19 protein-coding genes are annotated in these 24,316 nt (G+C 29.4%); 8 read left to right on the plus strand and 11 right to left on the minus strand.

From position 1 onward, the window contains the following. Position 1: 1 nt before the first annotated feature. From VIM70_RS05360 to VIM70_RS05390, 7 genes are all read right to left on the minus strand, one after another. Complete coding sequence (locus VIM70_RS05360) at positions 2-580, minus strand: DUF1788 domain-containing protein (RefSeq protein WP_331944704.1); 579 nt, start codon at positions 578-580, stop codon at positions 2-4. Further along, complete coding sequence (locus VIM70_RS05365; protein ID WP_331944705.1) at positions 581-1,183, minus strand: DUF1819 family protein; 603 nt, start codon at positions 1,181-1,183, stop codon at positions 581-583. It abuts the gene before it with no gap. A gap of 37 nt (positions 1,184-1,220) precedes the next feature. Continuing rightward, on the minus strand, positions 1,221-1,454 hold the full coding sequence (locus VIM70_RS05370) for a helix-turn-helix transcriptional regulator (RefSeq protein WP_331944706.1): 234 nt from the start codon (positions 1,452-1,454) through the stop codon (positions 1,221-1,223). A 175-nt stretch (positions 1,455-1,629) separates the two neighbouring features. Then, on the minus strand, positions 1,630-2,676 hold the full coding sequence (gene mcrC, locus VIM70_RS05375; protein ID WP_331944707.1) for a 5-methylcytosine-specific restriction endonuclease system specificity protein McrC: 1,047 nt from the start codon (positions 2,674-2,676) through the stop codon (positions 1,630-1,632). Further along, positions 2,669-5,371, minus strand: coding sequence for an HI_0552 family protein (locus VIM70_RS05380; RefSeq protein ID WP_331944708.1), 2,703 nt, complete (start codon positions 5,369-5,371; stop codon positions 2,669-2,671). Before VIM70_RS05380 ends, mcrC begins: the two co-directional genes overlap by 8 nt. A gap of 235 nt (positions 5,372-5,606) precedes the next feature. Beyond that, positions 5,607-6,698 (minus strand): NERD domain-containing protein, encoded by a 1,092-nt coding sequence (locus tag VIM70_RS05385; RefSeq protein WP_331944709.1) that lies wholly within the window; start codon positions 6,696-6,698, stop codon positions 5,607-5,609. A gap of 57 nt (positions 6,699-6,755) precedes the next feature. Continuing rightward, complete coding sequence (locus VIM70_RS05390) at positions 6,756-6,884, minus strand: hypothetical protein (protein ID WP_331944710.1); 129 nt, start codon at positions 6,882-6,884, stop codon at positions 6,756-6,758. A gap of 281 nt (positions 6,885-7,165) precedes the next feature. Here VIM70_RS05390 and VIM70_RS05395 point away from each other — a divergent pair, with 281 nt between their 5' ends. Next, positions 7,166-7,477, plus strand: a complete 312-nt coding sequence (locus tag VIM70_RS05395; protein ID WP_331944711.1) for a nucleoside triphosphate pyrophosphohydrolase — start codon at positions 7,166-7,168, stop codon at positions 7,475-7,477. 45 nt (positions 7,478-7,522) lie between these two features. Here the strand turns inward: VIM70_RS05395 and VIM70_RS05400 are convergent, their stop codons facing one another. Together VIM70_RS05400 and VIM70_RS05405 are read right to left on the minus strand one after the other, a co-directional pair. Beyond that, on the minus strand, positions 7,523-10,018 hold the full coding sequence (locus tag VIM70_RS05400; protein WP_331944712.1) for a DEAD/DEAH box helicase family protein: 2,496 nt from the start codon (positions 10,016-10,018) through the stop codon (positions 7,523-7,525). Positions 10,019-10,149: 131 nt separating this feature from the next. After that, positions 10,150-11,118 (minus strand): DUF6155 family protein, encoded by a 969-nt coding sequence (locus VIM70_RS05405; protein WP_331944713.1) that lies wholly within the window; start codon positions 11,116-11,118, stop codon positions 10,150-10,152. A 315-nt stretch (positions 11,119-11,433) separates the two neighbouring features. On the opposite strand from VIM70_RS05405, the gene VIM70_RS05410 reads away from it, so the two are divergent. From VIM70_RS05410 to VIM70_RS05435, 6 genes are all read left to right on the plus strand, one after another. Further along, positions 11,434-11,658, plus strand: a complete 225-nt coding sequence (locus VIM70_RS05410; RefSeq protein WP_331944714.1) for a hypothetical protein — start codon at positions 11,434-11,436, stop codon at positions 11,656-11,658. A 13-nt stretch (positions 11,659-11,671) separates the two neighbouring features. Next, positions 11,672-11,962, plus strand: coding sequence for a DUF4351 domain-containing protein (locus tag VIM70_RS05415; RefSeq protein ID WP_331944715.1), 291 nt, complete (start codon positions 11,672-11,674; stop codon positions 11,960-11,962). 195 nt (positions 11,963-12,157) lie between these two features. After that, positions 12,158-13,165 (plus strand): Wadjet anti-phage system protein JetD domain-containing protein, encoded by a 1,008-nt coding sequence (locus VIM70_RS05420; protein ID WP_331944716.1) that lies wholly within the window; start codon positions 12,158-12,160, stop codon positions 13,163-13,165. 46 nt (positions 13,166-13,211) lie between these two features. Then, the gene (locus VIM70_RS05425) at positions 13,212-14,828 is read left to right on the plus strand and encodes a hypothetical protein (RefSeq protein ID WP_331944717.1); all 1,617 of its coding nucleotides are present in this window, start codon (positions 13,212-13,214) and stop codon (positions 14,826-14,828) included. 12 nt (positions 14,829-14,840) lie between these two features. Further along, positions 14,841-15,557 carry a DUF6063 family protein gene (locus tag VIM70_RS05430; RefSeq protein WP_331944718.1) on the plus strand — a complete coding sequence of 239 codons (717 nt, stop codon included), beginning with the start codon at positions 14,841-14,843 and terminating at the stop codon, positions 15,555-15,557. Next, positions 15,550-19,947, plus strand: coding sequence for a hypothetical protein (locus VIM70_RS05435; RefSeq protein ID WP_331944719.1), 4,398 nt, complete (start codon positions 15,550-15,552; stop codon positions 19,945-19,947). Before VIM70_RS05430 ends, VIM70_RS05435 begins: the two co-directional genes overlap by 8 nt. A gap of 133 nt (positions 19,948-20,080) precedes the next feature. Here the strand turns inward: VIM70_RS05435 and VIM70_RS05440 are convergent, their stop codons facing one another. After that, positions 20,081-21,955, minus strand: a complete 1,875-nt coding sequence (locus tag VIM70_RS05440) for a J domain-containing protein (protein WP_331944720.1) — start codon at positions 21,953-21,955, stop codon at positions 20,081-20,083. A gap of 486 nt (positions 21,956-22,441) precedes the next feature. On the opposite strand from VIM70_RS05440, the gene aguB reads away from it, so the two are divergent. After that, positions 22,442-23,320, plus strand: coding sequence for an N-carbamoylputrescine amidase (gene aguB / locus VIM70_RS05445; protein WP_331944721.1), 879 nt, complete (start codon positions 22,442-22,444; stop codon positions 23,318-23,320). Positions 23,321-23,398: 78 nt separating this feature from the next. Here aguB and speE read toward each other — a convergent pair whose 3' ends face one another. Further along, on the minus strand, positions 23,399-24,271 hold the full coding sequence (gene speE / locus VIM70_RS05450; RefSeq protein WP_331944722.1) for a polyamine aminopropyltransferase: 873 nt from the start codon (positions 24,269-24,271) through the stop codon (positions 23,399-23,401). Between the last annotated feature and the right edge of the window lie 45 nt (positions 24,272-24,316).

The raw sequence follows: 24,316 nt of genomic DNA on the forward strand, positions 1-24,316 counted from the left end.
CTTAATCCACGAGCTTGAATGCTCTGTAGTAATTGTCATCTTTTATTTCTGAAAATAGAACCAATTCCTGACCATCATATTTCCCTGGATAGAACATAACCACAGGCACACGATCTATCGCCTGGTTAAGGTTATTGAGAACCTTATGAGAACGAAGAATAGGATAGCATTTCCCAATACCCACTAAGAAAACAACAGCATCCTTTGGAGTATGTTCTTGAATATACTCCACGATCAAACTGGTTTCATCATTTACTTGAAGCAAATTTCCTACAGCTTTAACTATCCGTTCCATGCCTTTTTTCTTTTCAAACTTGAAACATTGTTCCATGAATCCTTCCTTTTCTAGAAGATCAATAACAATATCGTAAAGGTCATAAACAACAAGCTCAAATCCATCGGTTCCCTTGGAGCTCTTGCCCTTCATATATTTTATTCGTTCTCGGACAATCAGTTCTTTCTCTGCAGGGTAATCAAACACATAATAGCCTACTTCATTTCCAAGCCCCTTATTCTTGCGAAAACTTTCAGTTTTTATTATTCGTTCCGCAGCATCAAGTCTCTCTTCCAAGCTGTGCATTTATCTCACCCCCATCAATGCATGTAGCGTTATTTCCATACCATTTGCCATCAGACAATCTTCCAAAGATCTATCTATGATTGGCTTCAAGATTTTTCGCGTTCCTGTTGTGCGCTCTATTAAACCTGCTTCCATTAGCATTGTTTTATAACAGTTACCCAAACGCTTCAAAGTGTAGTCCATCCATTTCGCAACTTTATCGCTTTGCAGTTGCTTATTCTTGAAAAAGATGCCAAAGTCGCTATCAGCCAATTCAACTACACCTATAATCAGTTTTTCACGATAGACCTCATGTACAAAATCAAAGAATAAACTGTCGCTTTGCATAACTGCTATAAGAGCAATTACTTTTTGATTTGAGATATCACTTTTCTCAAACAATGTATAAAAAGACTGATTCAAACATCTCACACGAGTAGACACAGTACTGAATATTTGGATTGCCCTTGCCTGTGTAGGGGCTGAGAATATATTTTCTTCTAAATTCATCATCTTGATTTCCAGCAAGTTTTTACCACTGCTCAACAGTTCAATCATCTTGCGAAATTCAGAAAACCAGAATGAAAGCTTAACCATCCCTGCGCTATATTCTTTGCGTTCCATATCCGTTTTTCCCTCCTATAATTATAATTCTCCTATATTACACTATAACATTTGCTGTCATATTATCAGGGCTCTTAATAACTTCAACAATATCTCCAACATCACAGTTTAGTGCGTGACAAATCTTTACCAATACCTCCATAGACACAAATTCATTATTAGACAATTTAGTCAAGGTGTTTGGGCTTATACCAGTGGCTTTACGCAATTCAGTTTTCTTCATTTCTTTGTCTATCAGAAGCTTAAATAGCTTGTTATAAGATATATTCATGATTAACACCTCAATTATATTTATTTATTTTTACATGATTTATTAGCTGAATTTATTGCTGAATTTATTATATCACAGCAATTCTCATATTAGCAGTAAAAATATATAGATTCTTGCGATTTTTTCTTAAATAAGTAAAATCTAACAAGCTTCTCCCTGACGGATATAAAAGTTATCATACTAAATCCCCAATCTCTCTTAGTGACTTTGAAATTTCACTGAAATTTTTATTTAAATCAACAGTTCTTATAAATACATTATTTCCACTCAATTTATAAGCTTGATTTAAATCATACGTCACCGTCGGATATAGTAACATGCCACTTACTTCGCCCATAAAGTCACTATTTTTTACATAAGTATAAATCTGATACAAATTTCCAGAAATAAATTTTTTATTCTCACTCAAATAGTTTTTTTGCATAGCTTCGGGATAAAACTTTGTATCAATAATAAGCCTATGATTGTTCTTAGTTAAAGAAATATCCGTGCTCATACTAGGTAATAAATCTATATAACCATCATCAGTCTTCCAGATGATTTTTTGTTGATAACTTACACATACATCTGGGCACTCTTTTTTATAAAATTCATATACGAATTTCTCATATAATTTTGCCATTTGTTTATCCTTAATAAAATCCATAAACTTATATTTTCCATTTTGCTCGTTAACAATAAGTCCTTCCCATACAAGATAACAAATATTAATTAACATTTTGTAAGTTAAATTATTTCTGTGATAATTCAACTTTTTCCAATCCACCGTCTTGATAGAAACTTCACTCACTTCTCCAAAATACATCATCAAGTTCTTCAATTTTTTCTTTTGCTGAATATTCACATTAGAATTTCTAATCAAAGCTAAACAAGTAGTTTTCAATATTTGATTTAAAATATTATTACTGCTAAATTCATCATAAATACAATGAAGTTTCGTGCTTGAGACTGCCTTTAACTTAATAGACTCTGTGATACCTATTTTCCCACGCACAACTGGTATTTCTTCTTCAATAAGATTATATTCTTTATAAATGCCACGTTTTAATTGCTCCCTTATACCCTTTATAAGAATTTCGCATAATAATTCGTAAATATTTTCAAATTTCTCACTGCTAAGCTGAGCGAACCCATCCTGCCTAAGCACACGAAAAGCATATGAAAGCATATAATAAATATTCTTAATGGGTATCTTTAATTGATAATTATTAACCTCACTCATTACTTACGGCCTCACGTAAGTTTTGAGAATAATTTTTAACCTTATCGTTACTTTCAATCCAATACTCTTCTAAAAGTGGCACAATTTCACAATCAATTATTTCTAGAAGTTCAGCATTATCAGCATTTTCTAAATTACAGAAGTAACTATGTCCAATCTTAAAACCTTTTCCAAGTGATTCATCAACTTCAATCTCATCATTTATTACTCTTATAATATTTAAAACCTTATCTAAATTTGTAAGTTTGAATTTATCTGTGTATTTTATAAAATTCTCACCAAAAGCTGGCTCAATATCGATGAAACTAAATCTACGACGAAGAGCATAGTCAATTAAAGCAAGACTTCTATCTGCAGTATTCATAAGTCCAATAATATACAAGTTATTGGGTATATAAAATGGTTTTTCAGAATAGACCGTAGACATAGCGAAACTGTCTCCACGTTTATCCGCTTCAATTAGCAGCATAAGTTCTCCAAAAATTTTGCTTAGATTTCCTCTATTAATTTCATCAATGATAAAGAAAAACTTATCATTGGGATTTGCAATAGCTTTATTACAAAATTTATAGAAAACGCCCTCTATAATGTCAAACCCACCCACTTTATTAGGACGGTAGCCCATAATAAAGTCTTCATAGGAGTAACTTTGATGAAATTGTATCATTTGCACCTTGCATTCATCAATTGTTCCTATTATTGAATAGGCTATTTTTTTAGCAAGATAACTTTTACCAACTCCTGGAGCCCCTTGTAAAATAATATTTTTCTTCTTTTCAAGGCGGCTTACAATTACCTTGTACTTATCATCTGATATATACGCATCCTCTAATAATTGTTCTTTTGAATATTTAATTGGTATACTTACTTCAATCTGTTCTTTATCTATTTCGATTAAGTTTTTCTCGAAAAATATTCTATCAATATGTTCCTGATTTGTAACCTCCGATAAGGTGTCCCAATGGCCTCCTACATTCTTCAAATCAATCTGTTCAACATTCTCCCATTTAACAGGAATTGTATGTTTCAAATTTTCATTATATAAATAGCCATTTTGGGCATCACTTTGAACCGTGCCAATTGCTTTAATTCTTAAAATGGAAGTCTTATCTTTAGCAAAAGTAGATTTTATTGCTATCTTGTCTCCTGCCTTTATTTGAAAAAATAAATTAAACATTTTTCGTGCATGATCCTTCAAATCATGAGTTCCAAAAATATTTTCTAATAATTTCTCATCACCTACAGCATGTTTTATATCTTCGCCTAGCCAACCGATTCCAAAAACATTTTGGGTGATAAATTCTTGTGATACATCTTTTTCGTCATACTTTGCCCCACCAAGCCAATACCTTATCTGAGCTGTTTCTTCTTCAACTATATCCATTACCCTATAATTTTGAAAGTTAAAAAATTTATCTCTGACACTTTTAATTGCTCTTGCATTTTGAATATAATTAACAGCTTTTTCAGCTTTAGTTAGTTTTATGCAAAGTGAGTCATAAACACTTGTTCCTTTACCTTGTCTCTCATTGATAATTGGAAATGTATATGGCTTTAGACAATGCAAAAATTTAGATATCTTACCTGTCTGCATTCCTTTAATGCCAGCTTTTAATACTGGTTCACATGTAGCAAATATTTCTTCATCGTCAGAAAGTTTACTAATACTAATGCACAACTTAATAAAGTCTTTTGCCCCAGTTATTTCATCGGTATCTTTATAGCTTGCACGTAAAGAACCCACAGCCTCACCAAACATACCAAAACCCCCAAGCCCTTCACTAACATGTGTGTAACCAGAGTCCTTTGACTTCCTGACAATTTCATCTATTAAATTTATAATTCTGTTTTTTTCAAATTCAGGTAAGTTGGATTTTCGAATAAATTGTTTTTTAATTTCAACACCTTGCTTAAATGTTCCGATACACATAAAGAACATAGCATTTAAATCATCTAAAGTTAAGTTATCATAGGAAACTTTTTCATATGCCTTTACAATTTCCCTAACTAACTCATAGCTGCCATCGTATACATCTGGAACTAGCTCCTCTGCATTTTTAAGTGAATTATAAATCTGGTTGGGCTTTTGCACTTTTGCATATAAATGACTTAATTTTTGAAGAATATCAATTAGTTTTTCTGATTCTGTATCAAGCTCTAAAACTAGCTCTACCGCAAAGAAAACCCCAATATTAATATTTATACCTTTTGTATTAGCAAACCAATTGATTTTTTCAGAACTATGAAAGTATTCATTCAAGGTACACTTGTTTGTTTTGACACAAATATAGAATAAGTCTAAATCAACATTATATTTATTGGCCCAATTCTCAAGATTTTCAAGAAGCAGTTTGTTGTATTCCTCTTTTGATAAACTGCTGCTTTCATTTTTAATTTCGAAACTAAGCTCAATTGTAAATCCATAATTAACTACATGCATAGAAACGCAAGATCCAGAATTTATAAAAGGAGTAAACTTTAGACGTGTCCAGAAATGCCTGGCCAACTGTCCACTATTTTGCCAACTCTGTATTATTGGAGATTCAAATTTCCCTTCTTTTTTGGTTAATTCATCACACCATAGCGTCCAATTCTCAATTCCTTCAACATATTCTTTTTTAATACCTTCATCACCCTTACGATATGTAAAATCATCTCTATTAAACAATGTGAAGATATTCTTGTTAAATTTCATATTGATTTCCTCCCCCAGAATTTCACTACCAAATGTCCAAACTATTTCTTAACTTATAATTATTTTTCTGCTTCCTTTCGTATCGTTCCAATTTTTTTATCACTTCTTGTGTCTCTACTGCCTTCATTTCTAATAGTCCCTGGTGGAAGTCCATTCTTTTTTTCAAATGTGCCAACCGTACAATCACTTCTAACCTATCTTACCATTTAATTGTCCTTCTTTAAATTTCAAATTATCATTTCCTAACATTAAAAATCTCCAATATCTCATTACCATACTTCTCAATTTTTTTCGGCCCAAATCCTTTAACCTGCTGTAGATCATCTTTTGTTTTTGGTTTACTCTTAATTAATGCATCTAATTCTTCATTATTAAATATAAGGTATGGTTTAATACCTTCTTCCCTAGAGGTGTTAAGTCTATATTTTTTAAGTAATTCATATGTCTTTGAATCATCATTTATAGGTTTCACAATAGTGATAATTTTTTCAGGTTGCTTTCTACTTTCCTTAACCTTCTTTGTATATACTTCAGTACTAACCTTATGTTCGTTTTTTATAAAATCCTCTTCAATTAATGAATATTTATCCCTATTGTTCATAGTTATAGGTTTGTTATTTTTAATAAGAAAATCTGATATTTCGTACATATATTTTTCAAGCATGTTTCTGGTATTCTTATCATCATTTAGTTCTTTTTTTAATAGATTTGTGATTTGGTCATATTTATATATATTATTTTGAATACTCTTTGGAGCCTTAGACTTATTCACAATTGTTTTTGGATTAGCTAGTATAACTGCAGATTTTATTGGCAAAGTTTTTATAATACCTTCCTTTATTAAAATTTTTCTAAGTATATTAACATGACGCTCATTCTGGGATATTGGACTATACATTCCTTCTTTCTTAAATGCCTTTCCAGAATTGCTTTTCAGACTTCTTATAAAATCGCCACCAGATGTAATTTCAATATCTCCATTAAGCTTTTTAGCTTCTAATACCATGATGAATTTGTTAGTAATTATAACAAAATCAATTTGAGCTACATAGTCATCATATTCAATTCTAATGTCATGAAGACATAACATTGGTATAAATGAGTTTTTAAGCTCATATTGCACGTTTTGTTCTCCATCTAGCCCTTGTTTTAGAAAAATAATATCCCTATCTATAAGTTTCTTTTTATCTGAACTAACTCTATTTGAAAGATCTATCAAATCTTTAAGTTGTTGGTTCTCTTTTTCAAACTCTTTTATAAAAATAGGAGCAGTAACTGTTCTTTTTCCATTAATCAATCTAAATGCAGCTTTCTCTAATAATGACATTTGTGTTCCCCCTCTGAATATCTATTACAATCAGTGTACCTTTATAATGTAGCTATATTATTCCCCATAATACTCCCCCAGCTTCTTCTCACACCATTCTCTTATCCACACTTTTTCTTCACCACTAAGTTTTTTCCAAACATTAATATTAAACTCTACATACTCAATATCCCTACATTTTTTCATGAACCTCATATCTTCAAATCTCTTAAAAGGATTAGAAAATATCGTTACAATTTATTACATTTTAATTTTGAAAATCTCATTTAAAACATATTACCACACTTTTTTTGCTAAATTGAGGGAATATTGTCACATTTGAAATTAAAAAAGGCCAAGTCAATTTTTCTCAAAATTTGCTTTCATTTTAGAAAGTTCAAAAAATTTTAACAGATAGGCAATAAATTACCGTCATATCCTAACCTATGCTATAATAAACCAATAAAATCAACCAAGGAGGCCACCCCATGAAGATCTACAACAAACTAGTCCGCGATAAAATTCCTGAAATCATTCAAGCTACAGGTAAAAGCTTTGATGTGCACTATGCTAAAAAAGAAGAACTACTACCTTTACTTGAAACCAAATTAGATGAGGAAGCATTTGAGTTTTTAGAAGCTAAAAACCTAGAAGAACTTGCTGATGTGATGGAAGTTTTATTTGCCCTTGCGAGTGTTCTTGGATACTCAGAGGAAGATTTAATTAACAAAAGAAATGCAAAAAGAGAAGAAAGAGGCGGCTTTGAAAAAGGCATTGTTCTTGAAAAAGTTTATGAATAGCCAAAACCCTCCATATAATCACTATGGAGGGTTTTGTCAGCGTATTTATTTTTCTAACTTTTCAAGTCTTTCTTTATAAAATCTTCTAGTCCTATAATCAATAATATCTTTAAAATGAGATATAAATAAAGGATTATCAATAAATTCACCTAAATCATCATTCAAACAAAAATATGATTTATCTCTATAAAAGAAATCTTTTGCCGAATTTAAAAACGCCTTTATTGGATTTTCAGCGACCCTTAAATAATCTTTTTTATTAAAATTCTTATAGTTTTTAGTTGAATCATGTCTCAAAAGATCCACTGCATTGGAAGGTTTAACATAAAAATCTCTAAAGCTTAAAAATATATTTTCTTCATCTATTTTCAACTTTATGTTACCACTATTATAAAAAGCTAGAAGTAATGGCATTTTATAAGTCTTAACCATTGAAGTTTTCTCAATATTTTTTAAAAATTCATAAGCTTTAGTGTTTAAAAGTAGTTTCTCTTCTTCTGAAATTTCATCTATTTTATTTAGAAATCCTAGATAATCATTGAAAATGTTTAATTCTCCTCTTGATCTTATTACATTGTATAGGTCATCTTCCATGTAAGTATACATTTGAAGCCTACTTGGTCTAGTTTTTAAATCTTCTTTTATTCTATTAAACTCATCTACTACTAAATCAAATATATTCTTTTGCTGCTGCAGCATCTTCTTGAATATATCAATTACTCCAAGGTCAAAATCTACAATACAATCATCAGGATATTCATCCTCTGTAGGTAATTTACCTTGTTTAACTTTTCCCTCAGGATCTTTTAAATTGCCACTTAAAAAGAAAGGAACCAATTGAGCTTTTTTATAATTACCTATAAAGTCTAAAATGTTCACATACTTCTTGTCCTTATATTTTCTAAGCCCTCGTCCTAATTGCTGAAGAAAAATTGTCGGGGATTCTGTTGGCCTTAAAAATAATATCATATCAATTTCAGGAATATCTAATCCTTCATTAAACATATCCACAGAGAATATAATATTTAACTCTGCTTTCTTTAACTTATCCACAGCTTTTTTTCTATCCATAGAATATTCTGTTTGCTCTCCACTTACTACGGTGCAAGCCTTAATTCCATTTTCATTGAAATATTTACTCATGTACTCTGCATGCCTTCTGCTGGCACAGAAGCCTAATGCTCTTTTACTATTATATTTTTTATAATGTTTTAAAATTAAGTCTGCCCGCTTGTTAATCATTAAAGCTTTTTCTAATTCTGCCTCATCGTATTTACCATTTCTAAAGGATATTTTTTCATAATCTGTATCATCAAAAACTCCATAAAACCTAAAAGGAACAAGCCATCCTTTGTCTATGGCACCTTTAAGTCTTACTTCATAAACAACGTTGTAATCACAAAGGGCAAATACATCTTTATTATCCATTCTCTCAGGAGTTGCAGTAAGTCCTAAAAGAAACTTCGGAGTGAAATATTCTAATATATTCCCATAATTACCTGCAGCTGCATGATGGAATTCATCAATTATAATATAATCAAATTCATCTCTTTTAAAATATTTTTCACACAGGTACTTCTTTTGTCCCATGGTTTGTACCGTAGCAAACACAATGTCACAATCAGTATCCTTATTCTTACCACTAAAAAATCCAGTTTTAATATTAGGCATAATGTTTTTAAAAGATGTCTCAGCTTGATTTAATATTTCTTCTCTATGGGCCACAAATAAAATTTTATTAAAATCTAATGAATCAAAAGCGGCTAAATAAGTTTTACCTATACCTGTTGCTGCCACAACTAATCCTTTATCTAAACCTTCTTCTCTACATTTTTTCAGTTCATATAAGGCCTCAATTTGTGCTCCTCTAGGTTCATACAGAAGGATTAACTTACCGAATTCTTCTTTGTTATCTTCTGTTTTTTCTAAAGCATTAAAGATTTTAGGTCTTTTCCATACTGAAGAATAACGCCGCATCTCAGCATCATCTATAATTATAGAATGATTTAAAAATAAGTCTTCAAAAACATTTTTAAAATGTGTAAAATCTTCTAGGTTTTTATTCTTATTTAGTCTATAATTCCATTCAATGCCACTAGTCAATGCAGAACTCGACATATTAGAAGATCCTATAAAAACATCTCCATTCCCTTCATATTCAAATATGTATGACTTAGGATGAAAGGATTTATTAGCAATATTATAGAACCTCAAATCTACTTTATCTCCCAGCGCATCCTTTACTAAATATAAAGCTTGAGGTTGAGTAATATTTAGATAGTTTCCTGTTAGAATCCTTATTCTAACACCTTTATCCGCCACCTGTTTTAAATCATTAATAAGTAATTTAACCCCTGATTCCATCAAAAATCCTACTATGATATCTATGGTCTTTGCCCTTTTTAATGAAGCTGTTAATTTAGGAAGTAAATAATCTTTATCTCCGGTAGAGCAGTTTGAATCATATTCTAGAGTTGCCTCTTTAAATGCGATGGAATCATTGGTGATTATTCCTTTATTGGTTATATCTGCTTCAATCATTATACTCCCCCAAACTCTTTTTTAAATTTGTTAACCCTACCACTTGGACCACTCACTCCCAATAATACTTTTATTGATTTTATTTACTATATCTTTAACGTTATTTTTATCAGCTTTTTGTTAATAAAAGATTATCTTATAAATTCAGTTCCACATTCTTTACAGATAACTTGATCTCCAAAATCCACATTAGGGACTTCCTTTATATATAATTTACAGTTACCGCACTTACTACATTTCCCTTCATATTCCCAATAGTCATTTTCCATTTCATAACAGCATTTTTGCCATAATATTATTTCTATAAGTTCTTCAGAGTAGCCTGTTCTTTTTGATATAAAATCAAATTCATCATCATTACTATAGTCCATACATCTAGCATCCATTATTGCTAGAAATACTTCATCTGCATCTACCATTTCACTTACAACCTCACCTAATACAATGTTTTTATCAAAACTAGGCAAATCCTTTCTTTTTTCAAGTCTTTCGAATATATATTCTTTTATATTTTTAACCTCTTCCTCATCAATATCAAGCTCACCTAAATTAAACCACTTTATCTGCCAATATATATCTCTAAGGTCATCGTTAAAACCCCATCCTATACCATTAGTGTCCTCTACAGCAGCTTTTAACCTATCTTTAAAGTTATTATAAATCTCCGAATTATCCTGTTTATTAATAGCACTTACAACTGCTTCATACATAACTTCAACACTATTGTAAAATGCTTCATTTATATCTCCGTAAGTATTCGTAAACTCAATACCCATCTCAACATAATAAAGCATTAACTCTATTGTAAATTTTTCATTAGAACATAGCTTTTTGAACTCGTTAACAGCTTTCTTTGCATCACCTATTTTAAATTGAGTTTTCATATTTTTAGGAAAAAACACATCATAAATCTTATTTTTGTAAGTTTCAAGAATTTTCTCTATGTTATCCTGGCTACCATATTTAACGATTATATATTCCTTTAAAAGTGGAATTTTTTTATAGCTTTCTATCATCAATTCCAATAGCTCTTCTCTACTTTTTTCTTTAAGTATATTTTTTACTTCTGTTATACTTAATAAATGTTCATCTTTTTTCATTTTCTTCATCTCCGTTACTGCATTTACTAATTATATTATAGTGTTGTTTTGTCTCTTTTTCTACTGCCACCCACGTGGCAAGTTATAAATTCTTTTAAAGCTCTTTTACTATTATATTTTTTATACTGTTGCAACACAAAATATTTATTTTATTATACCATTATTCCCTTATATTAAATGTTAAAATGTATAATTTTAACTACCCCTCATCAAAATCAAATAATTTCTCGTATGCGAATATATGTTCGCATTAAGGTAATAATATTAATATAACATATATTATTTCAGTGTTAAATTTGATATAATGAGGATCATTTGTATGAATTTAAAAATATTGCCGCAGCCATCTTTTTGTTAGATCAAAATATAAATGCCATTGAATATTTGGAAAGATTAAAGGATATAGTAATTGGTTTTAATAAATTAACTTCTGAGGAAAAATTATTATTAAAAGGATGGATTAAAAATACAACTAGTAACAATGAAATATATAATATGAATGAGCTAGTAGAAAATATATTTGACGAAAATAAAAAATGAGGAGGTTGAAATTATGGTTTCAAATGCATCAAACATCTTTGTTAAATTAAAAAGTGATGGAATAAAAGAAGGTTTAGATGAAGGAATCAAAGAAGGACTTAAAGAAGGTGTAAAAGAAGGGATGAAAAAGGGTATTGCAGAAGGTAAATCCGAACTCCTTATAAATCAGTTAATGAAAAAATTCAATGGACTTTCTGATTACTATATAGAAAAAATTAAATGTTTACCCGAAGAGATCATTCAGCAAATAGGAACGGATATTTTTGATTTAGAAAGTGTTGATGATATAAAAAAATACTTATAGGAAATGCTATTAAGTCAGGTTATCTGGGTCAAGGTAAGGTAATGGCAATTAAAATAAGATAAATAATAAAGAACTCTGGTAGCCACCAGAGTTCTTTATTATTTCAATATCTAGTTAAATTTAATTAGATTTAAATAGTGGAGATGTTTTGTATATGGTAAAATAGAAAATATCAGATTATATAAGGAGATAACTATGAAGAATTTAAGAACTCTCAATAAAAAAAGAATAGACATTGATGAATTACAACAATTTCTTAACATAATAGGGTATATAGATTTTGCAAATACAGTAACAAATTTAGTTATTGACAATGTAATACTCCCCATAAAAAGCAGTAAGCTAAATGGTAAGAATCCCTCTCTATATAATAGATATACCATAATAGCCTTGAAGGAAGATAATTCTAAATATACTCAGGAATTATCATATACTATGAATATTCATTTAGATAAAACTTATTATATTAAAAACATAGATAAATATAAAGATGACAGGGTATTCGTTCTTGCTTTAAGTAGATTTCTTGATGAGTCAATTAATTTACTTAATACACAAATATCAGCTAATGAAAGAAGTTTTCAAATTTGGCAAAGAGAAAAGTTTCTTAATCGTGAAGGTGGAAAAAGAATACTTAATAATCTTAATTTATCTTCCCAGTTTTTAAACATTTATGATACTACGCAGCCTCTTTCTTATTATTCCTATAGCAAAACCTCACCACAAAAAATATTAATACTTGAAAATAAAGATACATTTTATAGCATGAGAAAACACCTTATAAACGGAAGTAATAAAATTTTTGGCGACGAAATATCTACATTAATATATGGTGGAGGAAAAAATATATATAGAACCTTTGAAGATTTTGAGGTTTGTGCTGAACCCTATCTTATGGATAAGAAAAATGAAATTTTATATCTTGGAGATTTGGATTATGAAGGGATAATAATCTATGAGGGATTATATAAAATTTTCAAAGAGAATTTTAATATAAAACCCTTTGTTAAAGGCTACGCGTCTATGATAGATAAATTTATTAATGAAAATATAGGTTTACCAAATACAAAAGATGGTCAAAATAGAAATATAGGACAAGTATTTACAATGGAATTTACGCAGATATATAGAGATATCATAATAAATATACTTAGCTCAGATAAATATATTCCACAGGAAATATTGAATATTAGCGATTTTTAAAGAGTGCTTAGGTCTCTTTTAAAAAAATATAGGGGGATTACTAAAAATGCGGGTAGATTTTCTTAAAGATTTTAATATAAGAATGAAAAAAGTTGGATCATATGTTCTGCTTTGTAAAAATAGTATGTTTAAAAACACATGGAAGAATTATGGTTTTGAACAAACCCATGAATATATGAATTTGATTTTTGCAGTTATGCTCTACATAATGGAGGAGTCTTTAAAGGATGAATACTGCACTATGGATAGTATAGGTAGTTTCATTGATGATGTTAATATGAAGTATTTCAAAAAGTCTCTAAGTTATGAGCAGTGCAAGGACCTGGGTGAATTCATAGTAAACATAGTGTTGTGCGATGAAGGTAAAGCAATGTATTTTAAAGGTTTCGACTTTAAAGAAGGAGAATACACAAATATATACATAAGTTTTGTTTCTAATAAGATAGTTTATGTTGATGATGTAGTAAAGAGAACTTCTTATTATTTAACAGATGATGGGTATTCACTGTTATTATCTACTTTAGAAATTGAAAACAATATGAAGCTCACCATACATGAAATGATTTTTAAACTTCATCTAGAGAAAGCTAGTTATGATAAGGCTGTTGATGATGTAAAAAATATATTTAATCTCCTTCGAATACAGCTTCAAAAAATGCATGATGCTATAAGTAAGATTAGGCAAAATGCTCTTAATTATTCTGTAGAAGAATACAGGCAACTATTAGAAGGTAATATGGATTCTTTAAATACAACAAGAAAAAAATTTAATGAATATAGAGTTATGGTTAATCTTAAAATACAAGAAATAGAAAATCAGAATATAAATGTTAAAAAACTTAATGACAAAGAACTTGAAAATTTAAATTTTTTAGGAATAATTGGGCAATATCTTGGCAGGGCTATTGAAGAGCAACAAAAAATATTGAACACTCATTTTGATTTTAAAAGCGTTTATTCAAAAGAATTAGAAGAAATGGCTTCGATGTCTCTTATAAAAAGATTTAATATCGGGACAGATATCTACGACATAATTAGTAAAGATAGTTCTAAATTGGCTTGTATAGATTATATTTTTAGATCTTTATATAGATCACCTATTAATAAAATGTACAACCTTAATAAGTGTTTGCAGTATCAAAAACCTATAAAAGCAAAAGAACTTGAAGAGGATGAAGTTGTGTCTTTTGAAGAAGGCCACTGGATCCAGGAAAAAAGAGAAAAATCAAGAATAAAGCTTTTAAAATACAAAAGCTCCTTAAAAGTGATTTTAGAATCAGCAAACGTAAACGGAGAAGTATCTCTTAAAGAAATATCACAAAAGGTTAAAGATAATCCTAATAATAAAGATATATTAATACCTACCGTTGAAATATTTAGAGAAATAATAATAGAACTTTTAAAGTATAGCCATATTGATATATCAGAGCTTAAGAAGGAAAAAGCAGAAACTATATACGAAAAAGAAAAGTTTGAATTCGAATTAAATGAAACTATATTAGATTTAGTAGAAGAAAATATCGAACTTAGTGATGTCAAAAATATCTATGTATCCAAAATATTACATAGTGAAGAAAAAATTAAATTTTATGGACTTCCAAGTGACAACGGCACCGTTAAAACGGTTATATGCTCAAATGTGTCTTTTAAAGTAGAGAGGTAGTGAGGGATAGTTATGTACAATATAGAAGATATAAATACTAGCAACAAAATTTTTTATTACTTAATTCAAAATGGTGAACTTGCTGGCGACAAGGAAAAAGATCTTTTTAGAATGTATTCTGAGAGTGAACAGGTAATGAATTTAGTGAAAACGCAAGGAGAAAATTGTAACTGTAAGGTTGAAAAGTACAGTGGGGTTATATATCTTATACCAAGCGAGGACAATGACTTTTTTGGATACTCTAAAGGTGAGCTAAAAAAGGAACTCTGTAAGTCTAATTGCAATGATAAGGATTATTATCTATCACAGTTTGTAATACTTACTCTGCTAGTTGAGTTTTATGGTTCTCAAGGTAGATCAAGTAAATGCAAATATTTTCTAAAGGGTGGAGAGCTTTTAAACATAATAAGTAACAGGTTAAAAGAAAGCGTAGAAAAAGAGGATTTAGAAGAAACTCAAATCAAAACAGGTATTGCGTATACTAATATTCTAGAACGTTTTGAAGCTCTTAAAAGCTCTGATAAACAAACCACTTCTAGAACTACTAAGGAAGGGTTTATATATACTATACTAACATTTTTAGAAAATCAAGGACTTATAAATTATGTGCCAGTGGATGATATGATAACTACAACCTCGAAACTAGATAATTTTATGGATTGGAATATATTAAACAAAAATAACTACCTGCGAGTAGTTACTGCTTTTGGAGGTGAAATCAATGAGTAAAATCAATGCTCTTAGAATTGTAAACTTTAGTTATAATAACAATTCAATGAAAATAGATGATGAGACTTTTGAGCTAGGCGGCGAGAGCACCCTTTTAAGCCTACGAAATGGTGGGGGAAAGTCTGTAATGGTCCAGTTAATGATGGCCCCTTTTGTAAATAAGCGCTACAGGGATTTAAAAGATAGAAAATTTAATAGTTATTTTACAAAAATCTCTCCAAGCTACATTTTAACTGAATGGGTTTTGGATGGAGGTGTTGGTTATGTGCTTATTGGTATGATGATTAGAAAAAGGTCAATTTCCTCAGATGATGATTCCGGTGAGGATCTAGATATAATAACCTTTATACACGAATATAGAAACAACAGCAAGTATGACATTAATAATTTCCCAGCAGTTGAAATTGAAAAAAACATTAAAAAAATTAAAAGTTTTACGAACACTAAAGGGTTACTCGAGGAGCTTAAAAAAGATAAGGACATAAACTTTAATTACTATGATATTACAGTACCTTCACAGACTAAGAATTATTTTGATAATTTAAGGCAGTTTAATATAAATAACAAAGAATGGGAAAGTATAATTAAAAAAATCAACACGAGAGAATCAGGCTTATCAGAACTTTTTCAAGAATCGAAAAATGTATCAAGTCTTGTGGAGAAGTGGTTTATTAAAGTCGTAGAAGATAAAATTAATAAAGATGAAGACAAGATAAAGAATTTCAGTGAAATAGTTAAAAAGTATATATATCAGTATAGATATAATCAATCTAAAATACAAAAAAAAGATGCTATAGAAGAGTTTAAGGTTTGCGCAAAGGGTATATTAGCAGTAGCCGAAATATGCGTGGATCATAAAATTCAAAGTGAAGGTTTAAAAAATCAAATAGCTAATCTTATAAAATATTTAGAAGAGAGTTTAATATACTCGGAAATAGCGCAACAGGACCTCCTGTTTAAAATTTCAGAAATAGAAACCTATATTAAAGAAATTAGATATGAAGAAATATCCTCAGAGTTTTACTCATTTGAAGGTAAATCTAGAAAAATAAATACAGAAAGCGAACTAGCTACTCAGGAATTCTTAAATACTAATGAGAAAATAACTATTCTTAACAAAAATAAACAAGTACTCCAGTGCTCAAAGTTATATGAGGAATATGTTAAGGCATCAAAGGATGTCCAAAAATATGAGAACCAAATAGATATTGTTAAGGAAAAAAATAAGGATCTAAGGCCAGAAAGAGAAAATACAGGTTTTACTCTGAAGAAATATTATGAAGATAGAGAAAAGGAAACCTGGTCGTTTTTACAAAAAAGTGATGAAAATATAAAGTCTACAAAAATAAATATAGATGATGCTAAAAAAGAAATAGATGACTTTAATAAAGCTCTTCAACAAAAAAGTATCTCAATAGGTAGCCTCCAAAGTAACATAAAGTCATATTCGCTAAATGAAGAAATTTTCAACAATAGATATAAAAAAGTCTTTATACGAAACTTAATAGGATATTATAATAAAGATTTTATAAATAAAGAGACTTTAACATATAGTGAAAATTCCATTAAAAAAAATCAAATCATTATTAAAAACAAGAAAATACTTGAGGCGACATCTATTGAATTAAAGGTTAAGGAAAGAGAAAAAGATGATGTTTCAAACGTGATAAGTAATATAACTTTTGAACTAACCAATATGAAAAAAGAGAAAATTGTTTTGCTTACCGAGATAGAAAAAAGGAAAAATATTATAAAATACATAGATGTAGATGAGCGTAGACTTTTTGACAAAGATTATATCATAAATGTGTTTAGCACTAAAATCAAGATTTTAAAAGAAGAGGAAAATAAATTTATTGTTAAATTAAGTAAGCTGAAAAAAGAGGAGAAAAAACTTCAAACAGGAAGAACTATAGAAATTCCAAAAGACATTGAAGAAAAACTTCGCCAAAGAGATATAACCTTATTATATGGTATGGATTGGCTTAAGAAAAATAATTACAGTGAAAATGAAAATATAAAATTTATAGAAAACAATCCATTTCTGCCATACTCTCTAATTATGGAGCCAGAGGATTTAATAAAACTTCAAAACCAGGATCTAGGTGTGTTTACATCTTATCCTATTCCTATAGTGAAAAGAGAGAGTTTAACCAATGAATCTAGTGAAAAAGTTAATAACTTGTGTTATTTAAATGATATGACATTTTATGTATCCTTTAACACTAATCTTATAAATGAAGAAGAACTAAAAAAGTTATTAAGTCAAAAACAAAGCGAAATAACTTCATTAAATACAGTTTTAGATCAGAAACTAAGTGATGTTGAGTTTTATGAAAAAAACAGAAGTGAAGTTCAATTTTCTGTTTTAGATAAAGAAATTTACGAATCCTTAGAAAAAAACTTAGTTATAAATGAAGAGTTATTAATATCAAAAGAAACCACATTTAACAATATTAGTGAAACCTTAAATGATATAAATAATACTATAAACACTGCAACTACAACAATAGGAACACAAGAAAATGCATTACAAAATTTACAAAGGGAAATAGAAGATTTTAATTCATTAGTAAAAAGCTATGAAAAATATACTCTTGATAAGAAAAAGTTAGATGAACTTTATGAGACTATAGCTCAACTCACTACTGATAAAACGATTAAAGAAAAGAATAAAACCCTTTTAGACGATTCCCTGTCAAATCTTCAAGATGGATTTAGAGATCTAACAGAAAAACTAAAAAAAATTGTAGATAATTTTAATAAGTACAATCAATATAATCACGGTCTACTTCTGCAAAAGGATATTGAAGACTTAGAAGCTAGATATGACAGTTTAACTAAGGAGATCTCCACAGATATTCAGCTTTTAGAAGAAAATCTCCAAGGTGCAAATGAACGATTTAAAACAAAAGAAGAAGAAATAATTGCTAAAGCAAAAGAATATGATTTAAATGAAATTGAGTATAGAGAAGTAATCTATGATAGATTTAAAGAAGAAGAAATAAAGGTATCCTTAAAAACTCTCAAAGAATCCCTAGATAAAATCACTAATAACATAAATGCCTTAAAGATAGCTTCTGCTAAAATTGATACAAATATAGAAAATCTAATGCAAAAGATAAACTATGATTTTAATAAAGATACTCCTAAACCAAAAGAAGAAATTTGGGATATAGATTTTAGTAAAAGGACCTTTGATAAAAATCACGAATTAGAATCAATTAAAAGCGAAAAGTCATTATCGGAAAATGCTATAGAAAAGCTTAAAAATAATCTATCCAACCTTGAAGAGTTTAAAGATTTTCTTATAACTAAAGAGATTACACTAGATGTTAAAATTCAAGGTCTTGACAAATATAGCGGAGAACTTAAAAGGGATTATAGATATTCGCTTGTAGAAGAATCAAAGAAAAGTCTTGAATTAAGTACTGAAATAAATAAAGTATCAAGAAAACCACTATTTTTAAATGATGATTTCTTTAAAAAGTCCTTAGAAATTATTGAGGCAAGTATAGATAAACCAGATATGGTAATAGAAAATTTAAACATAACACTCGCTGCTCACAGTGCATTAATGGAAAAACTTCAGGCAGATATTGATTTAATAACAAGGGAAAAAGATAATGTAGCTCAAATCATTTACGAATACGTGTTAGAGGTACATACTAATTTAGGGAAAATTGATAATAACTCTTCAATAAAAATAAGAGATAAATATGTAAAGATGCTCAATATAAATCTACCCGAGTGGGAACCTAACATTGAACTTTATAGATTAAGAGTTAGTGATTTTTTAGAAGGCCTTACTATAAAAGCCCTCGAAAGACTTCAAAATAACGAGAATATAGAAGACTTAATATCTAAGAGCATTACTACCCGAGATCTTTACAATGAAGTTGTATCCATAAGTAATATAGAGGTTAAACTTTACAAAATAGAAGAGGATAGACAAATCCAGTTAGGCTGGGACGAGATCGCACTGAACTCAGGTGGAGAAGGATTCCTATCTGCTTTTGTAATATTATCTAGCTTGTTATCGTACATGAGGCGAGATGAAACAGATATATTTTCAAGGAATGAAGATGGAAAAGTTATCGTAATGGATAACCCTTTTGCCCAAACTAATGCAGAACACTTATTAAAACCTCTTATGGATATAGCTAAAAAAAGTAACACGCAGCTTATTTGTTTGTCTGGTTTAGGTGGGGAATCCGTATTAAATAGATTTGATAATATATATGTGCTGGATCTAATACCATCAAAGCTTAAAAGTGGGTTAAAGTATTTAAAATCTGAGCATATCAAAGGGGAAGAATACATAGAAACTATAGTTGCTTCAAGATTTAAATTAGAAGAAGTAGCTATTGATCAAATGGACCTTTTTTAATCTTATTTCAAAAGAATTCCTACAATATAAACCTCTGGTAGCTACCAGAGGTTTTTTATTGTAGGATACTAACAATCGCAATGCCAAGCGCAGTGCCACCCACATGGCAAGTGGCAAATTTTCTCTAATCGTATTATAACTTCTCTTTAAGCTTTAGAAGCCTTTCCTCAAGTCTTTTTATTATGTAAGGGCCTGTCCTACCTCTTCTATTATCCGGTAATTCAAAAAATATCTCAAGATAAAACTTTGAACTTTCATTCCTCCCTAAACGCGTATTTACTTTACACAATTCTTCAAGCCAAAACGTTATTTCAAACCATTCTGGTGCATGTAATTTTTCAAGGACTTCTAACCCTTTTGCTACAAAAATTTCTATATAGCTACCAGCTTTATTTAAATCGGTTTTTTTAAGTGTTCTTAGAGCTAACCATGCATTATCTTCATCCTTCTTTAATGGATTTAAAAATTCTTCATCTAATTTTGTTCTCTCCATCTTATCGTAATGTGTTATTAGATTATACGGCATATTTTTATTTACTACTTTTTCTATTTCATCAGCGTTTAGTGTAATAAATTCCATAAATCCAATTGTAATTGGAGTGTGTAGTATCTTACTTCCCCTAGTACAATACTTTTTTATAAGCATTATTCTCTTATTAAGCTCTATGTCATCTAAATTTAGTAGTATATTAAAACTTTCTAGTATCTTATTAGAATAAGACTGAACTGATTGATTTTCTTTATACAACTTAATAATTAGCATAAGTTCTTTAACTACATCAATACATAATTCTTTACTAAAATCTCCATATACAGAATTTATAAAACTATATAATCTTACAAATACATACTTTCTTATAAGCTTTAAATCTGTTTTTTCAGAAAAGGCTTTAAAATACTCCTGTTGCTGTGCCTTTGTAATTTCATATATATTGCATTCAAAATAATTAGTTTCAGGCACTAGCTTTTCAGTTTTTGGTTTTGTTAACTTTCCGAATAATTTCTTTTCATATATTAGAGGTACAATAAATGAGATACTAAGTAAAGAATTCTCTAATTCATTACTTAGTTGTTTTTCATTTATTTCAATTATATTAAATTTAGTTATATATTCATTATATTTACTATCTGTTATGATTCCTAACCTCTTAGCGTTCTCTGTCTGAGTCTTGTGTGATAATGTAACCCTATATTTTTTATTGCTATTTAAGCTGCCTCTTAGGGTATTAATCTCATTTGTATAGTAATCCATATTTCTACCCTTTATATTATTTACAAATGTCTCAGCATAATTTAGTATTTCTAATCCTTCATTATTAAATCCAATGTTAGGAAGTCTTTTACATACATTAAAACATGTGGAACACTCAAAAAAATTATATAAGTCTTTAGGTTTACTGCTAAATATAGATCTATCAATAGCTTCCTTTAAGTATTTATAAGCACCATCAACATTCCAACTATCAATTAATATATTAATTAAATCAATATATGCATAATAAACATAATCCATGGAAGATTTAATTCTTTCACTACCCTCTTTAAAATCAATACTAAGAGTAATTAGCTCATGAAACTGTGCGTAGGATTCATTTACTATCTGCATTTTACGGGTATCACCTCCTAAATCTGGGTGATACTCTTTTGCAGCAGCTACATATAACTTTTTTAAAGTATCAAAATCTAAAGGATCTTTAATTTTTAAAAGTTTATAGCCTTCACTATTTATTATTTTTACTTGATCTATCAATGTCTCATTTGAATTTAGGGTAATTTTATTTGTACTTTTTAAAATATATTCATCTAAAAACTTCAAATTCTGGTCATCCTTCGATATCTCTATAAAGTGTGAAACGCAAGAAATCATTTCTGGATAGAAGTTTCTTTTATTAGATACTGTCTTTAATGAGTGGAAGTAACAACTTTTTTCTTGAACATTAAAATAACTAGTAATTATAGGGTTTGACAAATAATTATAGAATTTATATATTGAAATCTTATTATTCATATTTGTAACCTCCTCTCTATACCTGCACCAACTACACTTATCACTTGTTACCTTCTCATAACCCGCTAGACCTACCGTGGTTGGGATTTTTTACTTTATTTCTAATAATATTATAGCATATACTAAAGTATAATTTTTTCCCTCTTACTTCAAATAAATTTAACTGTCCCACCTATTATGTATCTTAAAAGAGTAATTTTCCAATCATTCGAATAGTAAGTTCAGCAGCTTTTTTAACTAATTGTTTGTCATCAACTACTAGAAATGATATACCTTGACTATTGCTTACAGTAGGAGCTAGCAATATAAACAATATTAAAAATTGGATGTGTGTAAAAACATTCAAATTTTTTTCAAAAATATATTAACAGTAACCACACATTATGATACTATTATTATCGAAAGATTTTCTCGATTGAGAAGAAGTACAAAAAATCTCAAATACATTAGATTATAGCTGATTTATATAAGGAAGGTGATTATTTCATGAGAAATGTAACAGTAGCAACAACACAAATGAGCTGCAGTTGGAATATAGAAGAGAATATCAGTAAAGCAGAAAAATTAGTAAGGGAAGCAGCTTCCCAAGGAGCACAAATAATTCTTCTCCAGGAGCTCTTTGAAACTCCGTATTTTTGCCAAAAGGAAAAACCGGAATATTTACAACTAGCAACTGATACAGAAAACAACAAAGCTATTAATCATTTTAAAAAAATAGCAAAGGAGCTTGAAGTTGTTATTCCAATTAGCTTTTTTGAAAGACATAATAAAGCGAAATATAATTCTATTGCTGTTATAGATGCAGACGGTGAAGTGCTTGGAGTATATAGAAAAACCCATATTCCAGATGGTCCAGGCTATGAAGAGAAATATTATTTTAATCCCGGAGATACAGGTTTTAAGGTCTGGAAGACAAAATATGCAATAATAGGAATAGGTATATGTTGGGATCAATGGTTTCCAGAAGTAGCAAGAAGCCTTGCCTTAATGGGAGCAGAATTAATTTTTTATCCTACTGCCATTGGTTCAGAACCTCAAGACAGGAGCATTGATTCTCGTGACCATTGGCAAAGATGCATGCAAGGACATTCTGCTTCTAACCTGGTTCCTGTTATAGCATCCAATAGAGTTGGTGTTGAAGTTATTGATGATTCAAGTATAACATTCCACGGTTCCTCATTCATTACTGATATGACTGGCTGCAAGGTTAAAGAAGCTGACAGGACTGAAGAAACTGTATTAGTTCAGGAATTTGACCTGGATGATATAGAATTAAAACGGGCTTCTTGGGGACTATTTAGAGATAGAAGGCCTGAATTATATAAAACAATTTTAACTTTAGATGGCGAACAAATTATTAAATAATGTAAATAGTAAAGGAGGCTGTCTTTTCAAATGATTTTTTAACCATTTTGAGACAGCCCCTTCCTCTAGTTACCTTCTCTATTTTAGATCACTTATAAAATTTGGAAGATCAAAACATGATTTTACAATTTTCTTTGTTAAATAACGGGTATCTAAAGGTAGTCTATTTACATCCATATTACAGGGATCATAAACATCTGAAGCCATTGTAAAACTCCATAATCCTCCTGGATAAGTAGGAACAAAAGCTATATAAGTCCTTACAATTTTAAAGTTATTCTTTAATATCTTTCTTGTATTCTCGATTATATCACGATGGATCATTGGTGATTCACTTTGACATACCATTACTCCATCAGTATTTAATGATTTTTTTACATTTTTATAAAATTCCTCTCCAAACAAATCCTTAGCAGGACCTTCAGGATCTGGTGAATCAACCATGATTATGTCATACTTAATATCAGTATTCTTTACATATTCAACGCCATCCCCAAATTTAAAATTGACTCTTTTATCAAAATCAGAAACTCCAGTTATTTCTGGAAGAAATTTTATGCATTCTTTTGTTACTACTTCGTCGAGCTCTACCATATCAATTGTCTCAAGCTCTTTATACTTTGATAATTCTCTCACCGCTCCACAGTCTCCTCCACCAATTACTAACACCTTTTGTGGATTTTTATGAGTCAGTACTGGAATATGAGTAATCATTTCATTATATATGAAACCATCTGCAGAAGTCGTCTGCATTACACCATCAAGCACAAGGCACGGACCAAATGCAACACTATCTATTAAAGCAACCTCTTGATATATCGATTTGGAATAAGAAAAACATTTATTTATTTTATAAGTAATTTTCAGATTTTTTTTCTCAACTTCAACTTCTTCAAACCATAGTTCATTATCAACTTTTTTAAAATACTTTGGCAATTTATTCATTTCCATAATAATTCCTCCATTATATATCTGTTTGCTTGCTTATACACAGAT

The sequence above is a fragment of the Clostridium sp. genome (assembly GCF_036569345.1).
GTDB lineage: Bacteria > Bacillota > Clostridia > Clostridiales > Clostridiaceae > Clostridium_AD.